Origin of the sequence: Flagellatimonas centrodinii, assembly GCF_016918765.2 — a bacterium.
GTDB lineage: Bacteria > Pseudomonadota > Gammaproteobacteria > Nevskiales > Nevskiaceae > Polycyclovorans > Polycyclovorans centrodinii.
Genome location: NZ_CP092104.1, coordinates 2,440,380 through 2,457,545 on the forward strand (window position 1 = coordinate 2,440,380; position 17,166 = coordinate 2,457,545).

17 protein-coding genes are annotated in these 17,166 nt (G+C 65.1%); 16 read left to right on the forward strand and 1 reads right to left on the reverse strand.

The features are described from left to right. From panC to JN531_RS11535, 6 genes are all read left to right on the forward strand, one after another. Positions 1-855, forward strand: coding sequence for a pantoate--beta-alanine ligase (gene panC / locus JN531_RS11510; protein WP_228349008.1), 855 nt, complete (start codon positions 1-3; stop codon positions 853-855). A 192-nt stretch (positions 856-1,047) separates the two neighbouring features. Continuing rightward, the gene (gene panD, locus JN531_RS11515; protein WP_228349009.1) at positions 1,048-1,431 is read left to right on the forward strand and encodes an aspartate 1-decarboxylase; all 384 of its coding nucleotides are present in this window, start codon (positions 1,048-1,050) and stop codon (positions 1,429-1,431) included. Between the two features lie 42 nt (positions 1,432-1,473). Further along, positions 1,474-2,091, forward strand: a complete 618-nt coding sequence (locus JN531_RS11520) for a TIGR02466 family protein (RefSeq protein WP_228349010.1) — start codon at positions 1,474-1,476, stop codon at positions 2,089-2,091. A 47-nt stretch (positions 2,092-2,138) separates the two neighbouring features. Beyond that, positions 2,139-3,803 carry a glucose-6-phosphate isomerase gene (gene pgi / locus JN531_RS11525; protein WP_228349011.1) on the forward strand — a complete coding sequence of 555 codons (1,665 nt, stop codon included), beginning with the start codon at positions 2,139-2,141 and terminating at the stop codon, positions 3,801-3,803. Positions 3,804-3,823: 20 nt separating this feature from the next. After that, a complete protein-coding gene (locus JN531_RS11530) occupies positions 3,824-4,204 on the forward strand; it encodes a PA2779 family protein (RefSeq protein WP_228349012.1) in 381 nt (126 codons plus the stop codon). After that, positions 4,201-5,130 carry a PA2778 family cysteine peptidase gene (locus tag JN531_RS11535; RefSeq protein WP_228349013.1) on the forward strand — a complete coding sequence of 310 codons (930 nt, stop codon included), beginning with the start codon at positions 4,201-4,203 and terminating at the stop codon, positions 5,128-5,130. Before JN531_RS11530 ends, JN531_RS11535 begins: the two co-directional genes overlap by 4 nt. Here JN531_RS11535 and queG read toward each other — a convergent pair. Beyond that, positions 5,055-6,164 (reverse strand): tRNA epoxyqueuosine(34) reductase QueG, encoded by a 1,110-nt coding sequence (gene queG / locus JN531_RS11540; protein WP_228349014.1) that lies wholly within the window; start codon positions 6,162-6,164, stop codon positions 5,055-5,057. The genes JN531_RS11535 and queG overlap by 76 nt on opposite strands. Positions 6,165-6,184: 20 nt before the next feature. Between queG and JN531_RS11545 the strand changes: the two genes are divergently transcribed. From JN531_RS11545 to hflC, 10 genes are all read left to right on the forward strand, one after another. After that, positions 6,185-7,663 carry an NAD(P)H-hydrate dehydratase gene (locus tag JN531_RS11545; protein WP_228349015.1) on the forward strand — a complete coding sequence of 493 codons (1,479 nt, stop codon included), beginning with the start codon at positions 6,185-6,187 and terminating at the stop codon, positions 7,661-7,663. After that, the gene (gene tsaE / locus JN531_RS11550; RefSeq protein WP_228349016.1) at positions 7,663-8,145 is read left to right on the forward strand and encodes a tRNA (adenosine(37)-N6)-threonylcarbamoyltransferase complex ATPase subunit type 1 TsaE; all 483 of its coding nucleotides are present in this window, start codon (positions 7,663-7,665) and stop codon (positions 8,143-8,145) included. Before JN531_RS11545 ends, tsaE begins: the two co-directional genes overlap by 1 nt. 83 nt (positions 8,146-8,228) lie before the next feature. Beyond that, positions 8,229-9,416, forward strand: coding sequence for an N-acetylmuramoyl-L-alanine amidase (locus JN531_RS11555; protein WP_228349017.1), 1,188 nt, complete (start codon positions 8,229-8,231; stop codon positions 9,414-9,416). Between the two features lie 129 nt (positions 9,417-9,545). After that, a complete protein-coding gene (locus JN531_RS11560) occupies positions 9,546-10,430 on the forward strand; it encodes a hypothetical protein (protein WP_228349018.1) in 885 nt (294 codons plus the stop codon). 72 nt (positions 10,431-10,502) lie between these two features. Continuing rightward, on the forward strand, positions 10,503-12,311 hold the full coding sequence (mutL, locus tag JN531_RS11565; protein ID WP_228349019.1) for a DNA mismatch repair endonuclease MutL: 1,809 nt from the start codon (positions 10,503-10,505) through the stop codon (positions 12,309-12,311). Between the two features lie 28 nt (positions 12,312-12,339). Further along, positions 12,340-13,296 (forward strand): tRNA (adenosine(37)-N6)-dimethylallyltransferase MiaA, encoded by a 957-nt coding sequence (miaA, locus tag JN531_RS11570; RefSeq protein WP_228349020.1) that lies wholly within the window; start codon positions 12,340-12,342, stop codon positions 13,294-13,296. 106 nt (positions 13,297-13,402) lie between these two features. Further along, the gene (gene hfq, locus JN531_RS11575) at positions 13,403-13,663 is read left to right on the forward strand and encodes an RNA chaperone Hfq (RefSeq protein WP_228349021.1); all 261 of its coding nucleotides are present in this window, start codon (positions 13,403-13,405) and stop codon (positions 13,661-13,663) included. A gap of 50 nt (positions 13,664-13,713) precedes the next feature. After that, positions 13,714-15,036 carry a ribosome rescue GTPase HflX gene (gene hflX, locus JN531_RS11580; protein WP_228349022.1) on the forward strand — a complete coding sequence of 441 codons (1,323 nt, stop codon included), beginning with the start codon at positions 13,714-13,716 and terminating at the stop codon, positions 15,034-15,036. Positions 15,037-15,128: 92 nt separating this feature from the next. Beyond that, positions 15,129-16,289, forward strand: coding sequence for an FtsH protease activity modulator HflK (hflK, locus tag JN531_RS11585; RefSeq protein ID WP_228349023.1), 1,161 nt, complete (start codon positions 15,129-15,131; stop codon positions 16,287-16,289). Between the two features lie 24 nt (positions 16,290-16,313). Continuing rightward, positions 16,314-17,162 (forward strand): protease modulator HflC, encoded by an 849-nt coding sequence (gene hflC / locus JN531_RS11590; protein ID WP_228349024.1) that lies wholly within the window; start codon positions 16,314-16,316, stop codon positions 17,160-17,162. Positions 17,163-17,166: the final 4 nt, after the last annotated feature.

Genomic DNA, 17,166 nt, shown 5'->3' on the forward strand with positions numbered 1-17,166 from the left:
ATGGAGGTCATTCACGCCGTCAGCGCGCTGCGGGCCCAGGTCAACCAATGGCGTCGGCAACACCAGCGTGTGGCCCTGGTGCCGACCATGGGCAACCTGCACGAGGGGCACTTGCAGCTGGTCGATGTGGCGCGACAGCAGGCGGATCGGGTGCTGGTGAGCGTGTTCGTCAACCCGCTGCAATTCGGTCCCGGCGAAGACTTCGATCGCTATCCGCGCACGCTGGCCGCCGATACCGAGGCTCTGATCATGGCTGGCGCGGACCTGCTGTATGCACCGACCTTACGTGAGATGTACCCCCGCGGCGCAGCGCCAGTGACGCAGGTCTGCGTGCCGGAGATCACGGAAACGCTGGAGGGCGCGCATCGGCCGGGTCATTTTGACGGTGTCACCACCGTGGTCAGTCTGCTGTTTCATCAGGTACAGCCCGACGTGGCCTGTTTCGGGCAGAAGGATTACCAGCAACTGGCGGTGGTGCGGCGCATGGTTGCCGACCAACAGATGCCGGTGACCATCGTCGGCGTGCCGACTTGCCGGGCCGAGGACGGACTGGCGCTGTCATCCCGCAATCAGTACCTGTCGCCGCAGGCGCGTGCGCGCGCTCCGGGCCTCAAGCAGGTGCTGGATCGGGTGGCAGCACAGCTGCGCGGGGGGCGACGGGACTACCCGGCGATCGAGACGGAGGCGCTTGCCGCGCTGGTCGAGGGTGGGTTCGCCCCCCAGTATCTGGCGATTCGCGGGCCGGACCTGGAGACGCCGGCCGTCGCGGCCCGGGCCTGGGTGGTCCTGGTGGCGGCGGTGCTTGATGGCACCCGATTGATCGACAACCTCGAAGTCGCGGTTGATATGGGGTAACACCGATGTCAGGACGGTTTGCGCGGGCGACCGAATGTTTTACACTCCCGCCTCTTGCGGAGTACCGTGAGTTGCCTCGCGGAAACGGGTGCATGTCTTAGTGGGCCACCCTGAATCGAAACTGCCGCGTACGCTGGGTGCATGTCTTAGTGGGCCACCCCGTACGCAACCCGATAGACGAGGTTCCCTGCCATGCAATTGAACATGCTCAAGTGCAAGTTGCATCGTGCCCGTGTGACCCATGCCGAGCTGGATTACGACGGTTCCTGCGCCATCGACGGCAAGCTGCTCGATCTCGCCGGTATCCTCGAGTTCGAACAGATCGACATCTACAACATCACCAATGGCGAACGGTTTACCACCTACGCCATTCGGGCGGATGAAGGTTCGGGCGTCATCTCGGTCAACGGGGCGGCGGCACACAAGGCGCGGGTTGGTGACCGCGTGATCATTGCCGCGTTTGCCACGATGGACGAGGCATCCGCCCGTGGTTACAAGCCACGACTGGTGTATTGCACCGACGAAAATCGGGTGGCCCGCACGGCCAACACGATTCCGGTGCAGAAGGCCGCCTGAGCCCTCCTGCAAGCCTGCAGCCGTCAAGGTTGCGGGCTTTTCATGGCCACGATCCAACATCATTTCGCCACTCCGATCTATCAGGCGCCGCTGATCACCCGGGGGCGCCCGGCGTTCAATGCCGATCTGGCTGAAGAGTGCGAGAAGATTAGGGCCTTCGACGTTCCCGGACAGCGCTGGTCCGAGGCCTTCTACCCCGGGGGATATACCAGCTACGGGTCGATGGACCGCCTGCATCGGTTCTCATCAACCTTCGATCTCCTGCGCCAGCGGATTGATCGTCATGTGCGACGTTTCGCCGAGACCCTGGAATGGTCGCTGGATCACGGCGAGCTGACGATGACCGACTGCTGGATCAATCTGATGCCACGCGGCTGCGCGCACAGCTTTCATCTGCATCCGCAAGCGGTGATCAGTGGGACCTATTACGTGCAGACCCCCCCGGGCGCCAGTCCGTTGAAGTTCGAAGACCCTCGGCTGAGCCGCATGATGGCGTCACCGCCGCGGCGTGCCGACGCGCGTCAGACCGCCCATGTCAGCGTCAAGGCGCGTGCCGGGCAGGTGATCCTGTTCGAAAGCTGGCTTCGCCATGAGGTGCCCGCGAGCCGGATCGATGCACTGCGAATTAGCGTCAGTTTCAACTACCACCTGATCCGTTAGCTGTCTGCTGGCGCGCACCCCTGCCGATTCGGCGGTAATCTGGGGACATGAACTCCGATATCGACCGATCCTCCCCGGCGCCATCGCGTTCTGCCGCCTGGGCGGCACTGACGCCGCTGGCCGGGTCACTGCCCCGATTGAATGAACTGTTTGCCGCCGACCCGGGACGCGCGGAACGGATGACGGTGACAGGGCCCGGCTGCGCCCTCGATTTCAGCAAGCAACGCGTCACCCCGGAGGCGTTGGAGAGTCTCCTGGTGCTCGCCGACGCCTGTGACCTGCGCACCGCCATCGGCCGATTGTTCGCGGGTGAGCGTGTCAACCTGACGGAAGGGCGTGCGGCGTTGCACATGGCGCTCCGCGCGCCACCGGAGGCCGGATTCTCGGTCGATGGAGAACCGGTCGGTGACGCGGTGGAGTCGGTGCTGCAACAGATGACCCGTTTTGCCGATGCCGTGCGCCAGGGTCGTTGGCGTGGGCATGGCGGCGCGCCGATTAAGGATGTGGTGAATATTGGGATTGGCGGCTCGGACCTGGGGCCACGGATGGTCTGCGAGGCGCTGCAGGATCAGGCCGACGGCCCGCGCACCCATTTCGTTGCCAATGTCGATGCCGGGCAGTTGTCGCGGGTTCTGCGTGCACTCGATCCGCAGAGCACCCTGTTCATCATTACCAGCAAGACTTTCACCACGCAGGAGACCATGGCCAACGCCCGCGCTGCCCGCGCCTGGTGTCTTGCGGCGCTGCCCGAGGCGGCCATCGCTGATCACTTTGTCGCGGTGTCGACCAATGCCGAGGCGGTCGTCGAATTCGGTATCGCGCCCGACAACATGTTCGCCTTTTGGGATTGGGTCGGGGGGCGCTATTCAGTCTGGAGCGCGGTGGGGTTGCCGGTCATGTTGGCGCTGGGGCCGCCGCAGTTCCGCAAGCTGCTGGCCGGCGCCCGCGCCATGGATCGTCATTTTGTCGAAACGCCCTTCGCCACCAATTTGCCCGTACTGATGGGGCTGTTGGCGGTCTGGAATCACAACCTGCTCGGAGCCGGTTCGCAGGTGGTCGCCCCATATGCCCAAGCGCTAGAGCGTTTCGTCAACTGGTTGCAGCAGTTGGAGATGGAGTCCAACGGCAAGTGTGTGAGCCTCGACGGTGAGGCCGTTTCGCGTCCAACCACTCCGGCCCTGTGGGGTGATGTGGGCAGCAACAGTCAGCACGCGTTCTTCCAGATGCTGCATCAGGGGACCCAGGTGCACCCGGTGGATTTCATCCTGCCGATGGCGGTCACGCATCGGTATCCCGACCAGCACCGCATGCTGGTGGCGAATTGTCTGGCGCAGAGTGCTGCATTGATGCGGGGACGCGATGCCGACACCGTTCGCCGTGAGCTGACCGATCAGGGGCTCAGGGGCGACGCGCTGGAGGCCGCCATCCCCCATCGGGTTTTCCCCGGCGACCGACCCAGTTCGACCCTGTTGCTCGATCGCCTCGACCCCTGGCATCTGGGGGCGCTGATGGCGCTCTACGAACACCGGACCTATGTGCTGTCCGTGTTGTGGGACGTGAATGCCTTCGATCAGTGGGGGGTGGAACTCGGCAAGCAGCTGACCCGTACCGTACTCGGCGCGCTGGCCGGCGGCGAAGCTGGCACACTCGACCCATCAACCTTGGCACTGGTGCGACGGTTTCGCGCTGTGGTCACCGAATCCGCCCGCTGAGGGCGTCAACAGGAGCTCCCATGCAAATCCTCTTCCGTCAGTCCCTCGCCGCCGTGATGGCCTTCAGTCTCCTGGTCGTCGGCCTGCTGCAACCGGCGCATGCCGCCATGATGGCGACCGACGCCCTGGTGCAGGAAAGCCGAAACGAACTGACTCGCAGTGCGCTGCAGGCGCAGTTGGATGCGAGCGACGTGCAGGCCCGGCTCGCCGATTGGGGCGTGAGTCCAGAGCAGGCCCGTACGCGGGTCGCCCATCTGACTGACGCCGAATTGCAGCAGCTGGCCGCCGAGATGGAAACCTTGCCCGCCGGTGCCGGTATTGCCGCCGCGCTGGGGATCGTCTTCGTGGTGCTGCTGGTGCTGGAGCTGGTCGGCATCATCAACATCTTCAACGCCATTTGAGGCTTTCCGCTGCGGCGCTGATCCTCGGCGCCCTGATGCTGTCCGGCTGTGCCCGCCAGCCGCTGCTGCGCCCGGCGGGGGTCGTGGCGCCGCTGGAATTGGCGGCGACTCCGTTCTTTCCGCAGGACGCCTACCAGTGCGGGCCTGCGGCGCTCGCCACGGTGCTTGCCGCCACCGGTGTCACGGTGACCCCAGCGGCGTTGGTCCCGGAGGTGTATGTCCCGGCACGGCGGGGGAGTCTGCAGCCCGAGCTGGTTGCCGCTGCCCGTCGCCGCGGTCGACAGCCGGTGCCGTTACCTGCGGAACTCTCGGGTTTACGGAGCGCCCTTGCGTTCCGGGCGCCGGTGCTGGTGCTGCTGAACCAGGGGTTGGGAATCTGGCCGGTCTGGCACTACGCGGTGGTGGTCGGACTCGACCCGGTGACCGACGCCGTGGTCCTCCGGTCGGCCGAGACCCGACGTGCGGTGGTCCCGGCCGAACGGTTTCTGCGCCAGTGGCGCGCCGCCGGTGCCTGGGGTGTGACCTTGCATGCGGCCGACGCACCACCGCCGTGGGCCGAACTTGCAGACTGGCTTGATACCGTCTCGGTCTGGGCGCGAACCGGTCAGACCTCCCTGGCACTGACGGCCACCGCCACGGCCGTTCGACGTTGGCCGCGAGCGGCCTCCGCCTGGCTGGCGCATGGCAATGCCCTGTACGCCCGGGCACGTCCGGGCGCTGCAGCTACCGCGTTCGAGCGTGCGCTGGCGCTTCAGCCAACCGCCGGCGGCTACAACAATTTGGCCCACGTGCTGACCGAACTCGGTTGCCGTGATGCCGCATTGGCGGCGGTATCAACCGCGCGCAGCCGCTATGGCGAGTATCCGTTGCTGGCGCAGACAGCGTCTGCGGCGGCGGCGCTGCCGGCCAACAACTGCGCCCGCTGACGGGCAACCGCCCAGGCGATGTGCTCGCGTACCATCGGGTCGTCGTCATCTGCGGCCGCCAGCGCCTCCACCACCGCGGCTGCCGCAGGGGCGTTGCCGAGCGCCACGGCGAGGTTGCGTCGCCAGCCAGTCCACCCTGCGCGGCGCAGGGCCATGCCCTCGGTACGCTGCAGCCAGCGGGCATGATCCCACTGCCAGAGGTCGAGCAGCCGGACGTCATCGAGGCCATGGCGGGGGGCGAAGTCCGCCTCCACGCTCGGGGTTGCATGGCGGTTCCAGGGGCAGATCAACTGGCAGTCATCGCAGCCGAAGATGCGATTGCCGATGCGTGTGCGCAGGGCCTCGGGGATCGATCCGCGCTGTTCGATGGTGAGGTAGGAAATGCAGCGCCGTGCATCCAGCCGATAGGGACCGACGAAGGCATCGGTCGGGCAGATCTTCAGGCACGCCTGGCAGCCGCCGCAGCTGGCGGCGACCGCGTCTGCCCGATCGGGCTCGAGCCAGGCATCGGTGAACAGTTCCCCGAGGAAAAACCACGAGCCGGCATCGCGTTTCAACACCAGGGTGTTCTTGCCGATCCAGCCGAGGCCCGCGTTGCGCGCCAGCGCTTTCTCGAGTACTGGCGCGCTGTCGCAGAAGACCCGGTAGCCGTGGGGGCCGACGGCGGCCTCGAGGACATCCGCGAGTTGTCGCAGGCGGGCCCGCATCAGCTTGTGGTAGTCGCGCCCGAGGGCATACCGGGAGATGTAGGCGCGATCACCGTCAGCCAGCACGGCGTCGGCGGCGGTGACGTCATGACGGTAGTCCATCCGCACCGAGATGACGCTGACGGTGCCGGGTTGCAACTGCGCCGGATCGGCCCGGAGACCGGTGTTGCGGTCGAGATAGCCCATCTCGCCGTGGTGACCGTCAGCGAGCCAGCGGCGCAGGTGTGCCATATCCTCATCCAACTGCAGATGCGCCACGCCGAGATCGGCGAAGCCCAGGCGGTGTGCCGCCTGACGCAGGTGCGCTACCAGCGGTTGGGTGGACATGGGGCTCTTATACTTCAGCGATGAGCGAAATAGAGCAGCCATTGTATGAAAGCGCCGCGGTTCGCGAGCTTGATCGACGTGCGATCGAAGGCGGAATCGACGCCGCCGAGCTGATGCGCCGCGCCGCCGCCGCAGCCTGGCGCATCGCCTGTGATCGCTGGCCGCGGTGCCGGCGCCTGGTGGTGGTCTGTGGGAGTGGCAACAACGGCGGCGATGGCTATGCGCTGGCCGCGCTGGCGGCCGCGGCAGGCTGCACGGTGCAGCTGGTGCAGTTCGGGGCGCCGCCGGACAGTCCGGCAGCACGCGCCGCGCGCGCCGCGTGGACACCTTTCGGGCAGCCGCAACCGTGGCCGGTCGCCTTTGATCCGCTGGCGGATCTGGTGGTCGACGCGGTGCTGGGTATCGGCCTGCAACGACCGGTGACGGGTGCGATGGCTGCGATGCTGGCCGCCATGAATGCACATGCGGCGCCGATCCTGGCGCTGGATGTGCCGTCGGGGCTGGATGCGGACACCGGGCGCCCGCGGGGCGCCGCAGTACGTGCAGCGGTCACCGTCAGCTTTATCGCCCACAAGGCCGGGCTGTGGACCGGTGTTGCAGCGGACTATTGCGGAGATCGACTGCTGGACACCCTGGGCGTGCCGGTCGATCTGGCCAAGGCACCGGGCCCGCGAGCCTGGTTGATGCCGTTGCGTATCGGCCCCGAAGCATTGCCACCGCGCCGTCCGGCCGCGCACAAGGGCGAGCACGGCCACGTTCTGGTGGTGGGTGGGGCGCCCGGCATGGCCGGGGCAGCATTGCTGGCATCGCGTGCGGCACTGCGGTCCGGCGCTGGCTGGGTGAGTCTGGCAACGCACCCGGATCATTCAACCGCGCTGGTGGCGGCCCAGCCGGAGCTGATGGTGCACGCAGTGAACGGCGCCGATGAGCTGCAGCCGCTGCTGGCCCGGGCGCGGGTGGTGGTGCTCGGACCGGGCCTGGGGCAGAACGCCTGGAGCCAGGCGCTATTCGATACGGTGCTCGCCAGTGGGCGGCCACTGGTGCTGGATGCCGACGGTCTCAACCTGCTGGCGCGGCGGCCACAGGTCCTCGGCGGGGCCGTGCTCACCCCGCATCCAGGTGAGGCCATGCGATTGATGGACGCCGCCGCGGTTGACGAAGTCGAGGCCGACCGTTTCCAGAGTGCTGAGGTGCTACGCGACCGGTTCGGCGCGGTCGTCGTGCTCAAGGGCGCGGGTTCCGTGATCGCCGGTCGCCGGCTATGGGTCTGTCCGGCCGGCAATCCCGGGATGGCGGTCGGCGGCATGGGTGATGTCCTGTCCGGCATCATCGGTGCACTGATGGCTCAGGGCCTGGCGCCGGAGGCAGCCGCCGCCACGGGGGTGCTGGCGCATGCTCTGGCGGCCGATGCGATTGCGCGCCGCCGTGGCGGCCGCGGCCTGCTGCCGAGCGATGTTGTCGACGCGCTCTGGCAGCCCCTGAACCCGGGATTACGGTGATGCAGTACCAGACGCTTTCGTTGCCGACGCCGGCCGCCACCGATGCCGCCGGCGCCGCCCTGGCCGCTGCGCTCGCCGATGACCTGCGGGGGCTGGTGACGCTTGAGGGCGACCTTGGCGCCGGCAAGACCCATCTGGCGCGGGCAATGCTGCGTCATCTGGGGGTCAACGGCGCCATTCGCAGTCCGACCTACACCCTGGTCGAGCCGTATGAAGTGAACGCCGGTCGGGTGCTGCATCTGGACCTGTACCGCTTGTCGGCTCCCGAGGAATTGCTGTCGCTGGGCCTGGATGATGATCCGCCGACCCAATCATTGTGGCTGCTGGAGTGGCCCGACCGGGCGGCAGAGCTGCTTCCATCGCCGCGAATCGCGGTGCGTCTGACGATGTCCGCGGCTGGTGGCCGTCAGCTGCATCTCCGGTGGGGCACCGACCAGCCGGCTGCAGCGGCATTCAGCAACTACATTAAGAATGCTGCCTAATTATTTGCAATTAAATGAAAAAGTCTTGTAATAAGATGCTGATGGCGGTATAAGGCCGGAGAGTTGCCCGGGGAGGTACCGACATGTCGGCATGTCGAATGGTGGTGTGGTTGCTGGTGTCGCTGTGGAGTGGCGTGGTCGCTGCGGCCGAGTTGCGCGACGTCCGGCTGTGGGCATCACCCGATGGCACCCGCGTTGTATTCGATCTTTCCGGCGCGGCCCACCACAACGTTTTTGCGCTGCAGAATCCCGATCGCATCGTCGTCGACCTCGAACAAGTCGACCCCGCCGGCGTGCGGGTGGCGAACGCGGCCACCGGCAAGGGCTTGGTACAGCGGGTCCGTTCTGCGGCCCGCGGCGACACCGGGGTGCGGGTGGTACTGGATCTGACCCAGCCGGTTGATCCGCGCAGCTTCGCTCTCGCGCCGAACGATCAATATGGGCACCGCGTCGTCCTCGACCTCGATCGGCCCGTCGCGACGCAGCTGCCGTCGACTCCAGGCCCGCTGCCGTCGCCGCAGATGACGCTGGACGACAAGCCGGTGATCGTGGCTGTAGATGCCGGGCACGGCGGGGAAGATCCGGGTGCTCGGGGCCGCAGCGGGGTTTATGAGAAGGACGTGGCGATGGCGATGGCGCGTCGCTTGGCGCGGATGATTGATGCAGAGCCCGGAATGCGGGCGGTGCTGACCCGCGATGGTGATTACTATCTCGGGCTGCGCCAGCGGGTCGAGATTGCGCGCAAGCATCAGGCGGACCTGTTCGTGTCGGTGCACGCCAACGCCTTTCGCGATCCCAAACTGCGGGGCTCGGCGGTCTATGTCCTGTCCAACCGCGGCGCCACGAGCGAGCATGCCCGCTGGTTGGCACAGCGTGAAAATGCCGCTGACCTGGTAGGCGGCATCGAAATCGCCGACAAGGATGGCGATTTGGCCTCGGTTCTGATCGACCTCTCGCAGAGCGCGACAATGGAGGCCAGTTTCGATGTCGGCTCTCGCATCCTCAAATCAATGGGGCAGGTCAATACGTTGCAGAAGTCGGCAGTCCAGCAGGCGGGCTTCATGGTGTTGAAGGCGCCCGATATTCCCTCGGTGTTGGTGGAAACGGCGTTCATCACCAACAGCGAGGAAGAACGCATGCTGCGTGACGAAAAGCATCAGGAGCGGTTTGCCCGCTCGATGCTGGCCGGCATCAAGGGCTATTTCGCCAGTTATCGTCCGCAGCAGCAGATCGTTCGCGGCGAGCTGCAGCAGGTCAGTTACCGCGAATAGGGTATTGTCGAGAGACCCTTGCGCGAGGCACTGTAGTCCTATAACGGGCTCCACATCGTGACCGTTTTCGCAGTATGCGCAGCCACGCTCGTGCATGCTGTAGCCACATTGCCTACAAGGAGAGTATTCATGAAATCCCTTCGCCTGCCGTTGCGTCATGCCCTGGCTGTTGCGTGTATGGCCCCGGCCCTAGTCTGGGCGGGTGGAACCGCAGTGATGGAGGTCACCGACGGCACCGACCGCCAACAGGTCACATACGAGTTTGATGGCAGCAACGTACGTATGTCACTGCCGGAGGGCGCCGAGGGTTATGCGCTGATTCGCGGCGAAACACCGTACATGGTGATGACCGGCGATCAGCTGATGGTGATGGATCTCAGCCAGGCCATGAAGATGTTGGGTGGCATGGTGAAAGTGCCGGAAGGTCCGGCCGAGATGGATGGCTTCGTCGGCCTCAAGGACACCGGGCGCAGCGAGACGGTCGCTGGCGTTGCCGGCAAGGTCTACCTCGCCACCTATACCGAGGATGGCCAGCAGAAGACAGCCGAGATGGTGTTGTCCAGCGATCGCCGGGCACGCGAATTTACCAACGCCATGATGGGCTTCGCCAGAAGCATGGTGAAGGCGGGTGGCCGCAGCATGCCGGAGGGCTCCACCGAGCTGGAACGGCAGATGGCCGCCGGTAAATTGGGGATTCTGCGGATGGGAACCGAGATGCGCCTGACGCGTCTTGACGGCGATACGCCGTCTGCGTCGCGTTTCGAATTGCCGGCCGCACCCACCCAGATGCCGTCACTCGAAGGTTTGTTCGGTGGCGCCGGCGCTGGTGCCAACGTTGAAGCTGGCAGTGAGGCGGGTGGGGGCGGGTTCAATCTCGGCGGCATGTTCGGCAAGAAGATCGAGCGGCAACAGCAGCGTGTCGAGGGGCGCACCGATCAGGAAGTCGATGAGGTAACCGACAGCGCGGTCGACAAGGCGCTCGACAAGGCATTCGGCAAGCTTTTTGGGGGATGACCCGGGGGCGGGTTCACGGGCGGGCTATCCTATGCGGGTGGCCCGCCCGTTCCATTTCCGACACCGAAACTGATGACCGCCATCCAGATGCTGCCCGATGCCCTGATCAACCAGATCAAGGCTGGCGAGGTTGTCGAGCGCCCCGCGGCTGTGCTCAAGGAACTGGTTGAGAACAGTCTCGATGCCGGTGCCGACCAGATTCTGGTCGAGTTGGAGGAGGGCGGCTTGCGTCGGCTTAAGGTCACCGACAGCGGGCGGGGGATTGCCCGCGAGGAACTGGTACTTGCGCTGTCCCGTCACGCCACCAGCAAGATCCGGGCGCTGGATGACCTCGAGTCGGTCGCCAGCCTCGGATTTAGAGGCGAGGCCTTGCCCAGCGTCCTGGCAGTATCGCGGCTGACCCTGATTTCACGTGTCGAGGGTGCCGAAATGGCCTGGCAGCTGGCGGGCGCCGGCGAACTCGGTGCAGAAGCGCCTCAGCCGGCCGCGCACCCCTGCGGGACGACCGTGGATGTGCAGGATCTGTTTTTCAACACGCCAGCGCGGCGCAAGTTTCTGCGCACCCCGGCGACCGAACTGCGGCATGCGCAGACGGCACTTACCCGGCTTGCCATGTGGCGGCCCGAGTGTCGTTTCGAACTGCGGCATCAACAGCGTCGCAATCTGGCGCTGCCGGTACAGTCTGCTGCAGCGCGTGTGGCCGCGCTGGTTGGGGACGGGTTTGTCTCCGACAGCATCGAACTGGACGAACATCGGGACGGTTTGCGGCTGCAGGGCTGGGTCGGGTTACCCAGCGCCGCGCGGGCCCAGAGCGACTTGCAGTACGTCTATGTCAACGGCCGCCATGTCCGCGACCGGCTGGTGGCAGCGGCGATCCGTCGGGCCTACGCCGATGTGATGCATAGCCAGCATCATCCCGCCTTCGTGCTGTCATTGGTGTTGGACCCGGCCACGGTCGATGTGAATGTCCACCCACAAAAGACCGAGGTGCGGTTCAGGGACGCAGCGCGCGTTCATGATTTTCTCTTTGGCGCCATTCACCAGGTGCTGCGGCGGGTACGACCGGATCCGCTTCAGCACCATCGGGTCGACCCGGCGCGGGCTCAGGTGCCGTCCCTGCCGGTTCGTTTCGGCTCGGCGGCGGGCGCCCGGCCGGTGGCGGCGGCACGTCCGCTTTTCGCGCGCGAACCTGCCGCAACCTGGGCGGATATTGCGCAGCTTGATTCTTCCGCGCGTCAGTCGCCTGAAGCCTCGCTGCCTTCCGGCAACGTTGAGTCCCAGGCCGACACAGAGGCCTTGATGCAGCCGTTGGGGCAGGCGCTGGCCCAGTTGCACGGTGTTTTCATCCTCGCGCAGAACGCGCGAGGCCTAGTGGTGGTTGACGCCCATGCGGCCCATGAGCGGGTGCTGTACGAGCGTCTCAAGGCCCAGCTGAGCGAAGACGGCATTCCCGGCCAGCACCTTCTGATGCCGGAGGTGATCAATCTGGCTGAAGATCAGGTCGAAACGCTGATGGCGCGACAGGCGGCATTGCAGCGCCTCGGCCTGTCGTTTGATCGCAGTGGTCCGGCCAGCGTTACGGTACGCAGCCGCCCTCAGTTGTTGGGGCGAGAAGACCTGCGCGCGCTGCTGCTGCAGCTGCTTGATGATGACGGTGCGCATCACCTTGATGGCATCCGTGACGCGCAGGACCGGGTGCTGGCTGATGTCGCCTGTAAAGCGGCGGTCAAGGCCAACCGGCGTTTGACCGTGCCGGAAATGGATGCGCTGTTGCGCGACATGGAGCGGACCGAGCTCGCCGGGCAATGCAACCATGGTCGGCGGACCTGGGTGCAACTCGATCTCGACGCGCTCGACCGCCTGTTCCTGCGCGGGCGCTGAGCGCCGGCCCACGGCAGCGATCCGGATCATGGCGCCGACGCTCCCGTTGTTGGTTGTGACCGGACCCACCGCGTCCGGAAAATCGAGCTTCGCATTGGCGCTCGCCAGCCGGCTACCGGTGGAGATCATCACAGTCGATTCAGCCCAGGTCTATCGCGGCATGGATATCGGGACTGCCAAGCCGAGTGCGGATGAACGGGCCTCGGTGCAGCATCACCTGATCGACGTCGTCGACCCGTCGGAGCCCTATTCAGCGGCGCGATTTGCTGCCGATGCGGCGCCACTGATCGACGACATCCGCGGGCGCGGCCGGCTGCCGCTGCTGGTGGGCGGCACGATGTTGTATCTGCGCGCGCTGCTCGAGGGGCTGAGCGTGCTGCCGCCGGCCGACCCTGCGCTGCGTCGCGCCTTGTCGGCCGAGGCCGAAACCCTGGGCGTCCCGGCGTTGCATGCACGCCTCGCTGCCATCGACCCCGAAGCCGGCACCCGGCTACACCCCAACGACTGGCAGCGGATCCAGCGCGCGCTCGAGATTCACGCCGTGACCGGGCGTCCGGCCACTGCGGCCTACGGCGCGGCGACGACGGTGCCCCGGCTTGGCCCGATCTTGCGTTTCGTCTTCGAAGGGCCGGAGCGGGCGGTCCTCCACCAGCGTATCGCTGACCGTTTTCACAGGATGATGCGTGAGGGTCTGTTGGACGAGGTGCGTGCACTTCATCGGCGGGCGGATCTGCACCCGCAACTACCGTCCATCCGCAGTGTTGGCTATCGCCAGCTCTGGCGTCATCTTGACGGTGAGCTGGATCTTGAGGACGCCGTCGAGGCCGGTATCGCTGCCACCCGGCAATTGGCCAAACGACAATTGACCTGGCTTCGCCGCCAGCCACGGGACCGCCGACTGCCAGAGGATCGCGATCTGGCCATTGCCCATGTCATCGAGGATGTTGGGCGGCTTGCAAGCGAGCGCCCGCCGCGTCAGGCTTGAAAGGCGGGGGATTTGGCCCAAGCTCGCAGGGACGGGTGATACACTGGCTGGACCTGTAGCGGCCCGTTCCGTCACGTCGCACCACAACAACTAAAGGATGGCAACAATGTCCAAAGGTCACACCCTTCAGGAACCCTTTCTCAATGCGCTTCGGAAAGAGCGGATTCCAGTTTCCATCTACCTGGTCAATGGCATCAAGCTGCAGGGTCAGATCGAGTCATTTGACGCCTTTGTAGTGCTGTTGAAGAACACCGTGAGTCAGATGGTTTACAAGCACGCCATCTCGACAGTGGTGCCCTCGCGTCCGGTGCGAATTTACGATCCCGAGTCCGACGAGGCTGCGCCGGAAGACGATGCCGCGAGCTGATTCCGCGTTGATGACCGGAGAAGGATGCGCTCAGCGCATCCGCCGCCGGCATGTTTGAACGGCCGAAATCAGGGCAGCAGGCGGTTCTCGTGCATCTGGAACTGCCGGGCGCGGATTACGCATCGGATCGTCAGGAGTTCATCGAGTTGGCGCACGCTGCCGGCGCCTCGGTGCTGTCGGTGATCGGCGGTAGCCGTCGGCAACCGGATCCCGGATTGTTCGTCGGCAGTGGCAAGGCCGAGGAAGTCGCCGCCAGCGTCGCCGAGCAGCAGGCCGAACTGGCGATCTTCAACCATGATCTGTCACCGAGCCAGGAGCGCAACCTCGAACGCCTGCTGAAGTGTCGGGTGGTGGGCCGTGGTGGCCTTATCCTCGATATCTTCGCCCAGCGGGCGCGGTCTCACGAGGGCAAGCTGCAGGTGGAGTTGGCGCAGCTGCAGCACATGTCGACCCGGCTGGTACGAGGGTGGACCCACCTCGAGCGGCAACGTGGCGGCGGCATTGGCCTGCGGGGGCCCGGCGAGACCCAGCTGGAGCTCGACCGGCGGATGATTCGCGACCGTATCGCGACGCTCAAGCGTCATCTTGAAGCGGTGCGGGGCCGGCGTGCCGAGAACCGGCGGGCGCGGCAGCGCAACGAGACGCCCGTGGTCTCTCTGGTCGGCTATACGAATGCTGGAAAATCAAGCCTGTTCAATGCGTTAACGGCCGACGACAGTTTCGCCTCACGGCAATTGTTCGCCACCCTCGACACCACCATTCGCAAGCTGAGTCTGCCGACGGTGGACCAGGCGGTACTGGCCGACACGGTGGGCTTCATCCGGGACCTTCCGCATGATCTGGTGGCGGCCTTCCGGGCGACGCTCGAAGAAGCTCGCGAGGCCGACCTGCTGTTGCATGTCATTGATGTGAGCGATCCTGAGCGGATGGCGCGTGTCGAGCAGGTCAACGAAGTGCTGGAGGCGATCGGCGCCGATACCGTGCCCACCCTGCAGGTGTTCAACAAGATTGACTTGCAGCCTGACCGGCTGCCTGGCATCGAGCGGGACGCGCAAGGCAGGCCTCATCGGGTTTCGGTGTCGGCACTCTCCGTCACCGGAATCGGGGCGCTGCGTGAGGCGATTGCCGAGCGACTGACCCCAGACAGTCATCAGGCGTTTTCACTGAGGGTTCCGGCGCGTGCCGGCCGGCTGCGCGCGCAATTGTTCGCGCACCGGGCCGTGCGAGCTGAGGTGCTTGACGACCAGGGGGCTTTCCAGCTGCAGGTGGAGATGGACTACCCCCGCCTCCGCGGCCTCTGTGAGGCTGCAGGTGTGACACCGCCTCCCGCGCCGGGCGAAGTTGAGGATTGGGAGCGCGAAGGCGTAAAATAGCCTGATTATTCAATCATTTTTTCGACCGAACGACGTCGCTTCTCCGCGGTCGAATGCGGTCTTCCGCAGAATCAACAAAGGATGCATCTCCCATGGCTTGGAATGAACCCGGCCCCAATCGTGACCCGTGGAATCAGGGCCCCAAGCGGGGTGGTGGACCGCCCGACCTCGACGAACTCGTGAAGCGTCTGAAAGGACGGCTGATGGGCAAAGGTGGCAACGGCGGTTCTGGTGGTGGTGATGGCGGCCCCTCGGCAGGCGGGGGTGTGCCCAAGGGTTTGGTCACCCTGCTGGCGGCCGGTCTGGCGGTGTTGTGGGGGCTTTCGGGCTTTTACGTGGTCGATGAGCAGCAGCAGGGTGTCGTGCTGCGATTCGGTGAATACGTCAAGACCAACGAGGCCGGGCTGCGGTGGCATGTGCCGTGGCCGGTGGAGCAGGTTGAAGTCGTCAACGTTACCGGCGTGCGGTCGATTTCCGAGTCATCGACCATGCTCACCCAGGACGAGAACATCGTCGATTTGGATCTTACCGTGCAGTACCGCCTGTCCGATGTTGAGGACTATCTGTTTTCAGTTGCCGAACCGGACCGGACCCTGAGGCAGGCGACGCAGTCGGCTGTTCGTGAGGTTGTCGGCACGTCAGAGATGGACTACATCATCACCGGCGGCCGTCAGGAGGTTGCGGATCGCACCAAACAACTGCTGCAGGAGAAGCTCGACGACTACCAGGCAGGTCTGTTCGTGACGGAAGTGAACCTGCGCACGGCGAAGCCACCGACACCGGTACAGAGTGCTTTCGATGACGCCATCAAGGCGCGCGAGGACCAGGTGCGTCTGGTTAACGAGGCGCAGGCCTATGCAAGCGATCGACTGCCAAGAGCGCGCGGTGCGGCGGCACGCCTGGTGGAGGAGGCCAAGGCCTACCGTGAGCAGGTGGTGTCCAAGGCGGAAGGTGATGCTTCCCGATTCTCGTCGCTGTTGACTGAATATCGTCAGGCGCCGCAGGTAACCCGCGAGCGTCTGTACCTGGACGCGATGAGTCAGGTATACGGCAGCACCAGCAAGGTGTTGGTGGATGTCGACAGCAATGCCCCGATGTTCTACCTGCCGCTGGATCAACTCAATCGTGCGGGCGGTACAACGCGAGGTGCCGTGGCGCCCTCAACCGGATCATCGGGCAGCAGCGCAGTGACCGCACCATCGGTGCCATCGCTGACGCGCGATCCCTCCCGTGATCGCGACCGCTCACGATAGGACGAACTCATGAACAATACCTCCATGGTCTGGCTGGCGATTGCGCTGGTGTCGCTCGTCACGCTCAGCAATGCCTTTTTCGTCGTTGATGAGCGCGAGCGCGCCGTGATTCTCCAGCTGGGTGAGTTCCAGGGCACCGATTTCCAGCCCGGCTTGCATGTCAAAATTCCGTTCATCCAGGACGTTCGCAAATTTGATCGTCGTCTGCTGATGCTCGACAGCGATACCGAGAGTTTCCTCACCTCGGAGAAGAAGAACGTTCAAGTCGACTACTACGTTAAGTGGCGGATCGACAATGCCGCTGCTTACTACCGTGCCACGGGTGGCCAGAGCCTGGTCGCGGCGGATCGCCTTTCCTCCATCGTCAACCGTGGCATGCGCGACCAATTCGGCTCGTTGACGATCCAGCAGGCGGTCTCGGGGGAGCGCGACCAGATCACCAAGGCGGTGATGGAAAGTGCCGGTGAGAACATCCGTGATCTCGGCATCGAGCTAAAGGATGTGCGGGTCAAGCGTATTGATCTGCCGACCGAGGTCAGTGAGTCTGTTTACGACCGCATGCGCGCGGAGCGCAAACGGGTCGCCTCCGACCTCCGTGCCCGCGGCGCCGAAGAGGGCGAACGCATCCGGGCCGATGTTGATCGCGAGGCGCAGGTGGTTCTGGCGCAGGCTTACAAGGAGGCTGAAACGCTCCGCGGTGAAGGCGATGCCAAGGCAACCGAGGTTTACGCCCAGGCCTACGGTCGGGATACCGAGTTTTACCGGTTCTACCGGTCGCTCAATATCTACCGTGACAGCTTCAGCAGCGGCGACGACATGCTGGTGCTCGAGCCTAAAGGGGAGTTTTTCCGCTACTTCAACCCTTCACGCTGACCTG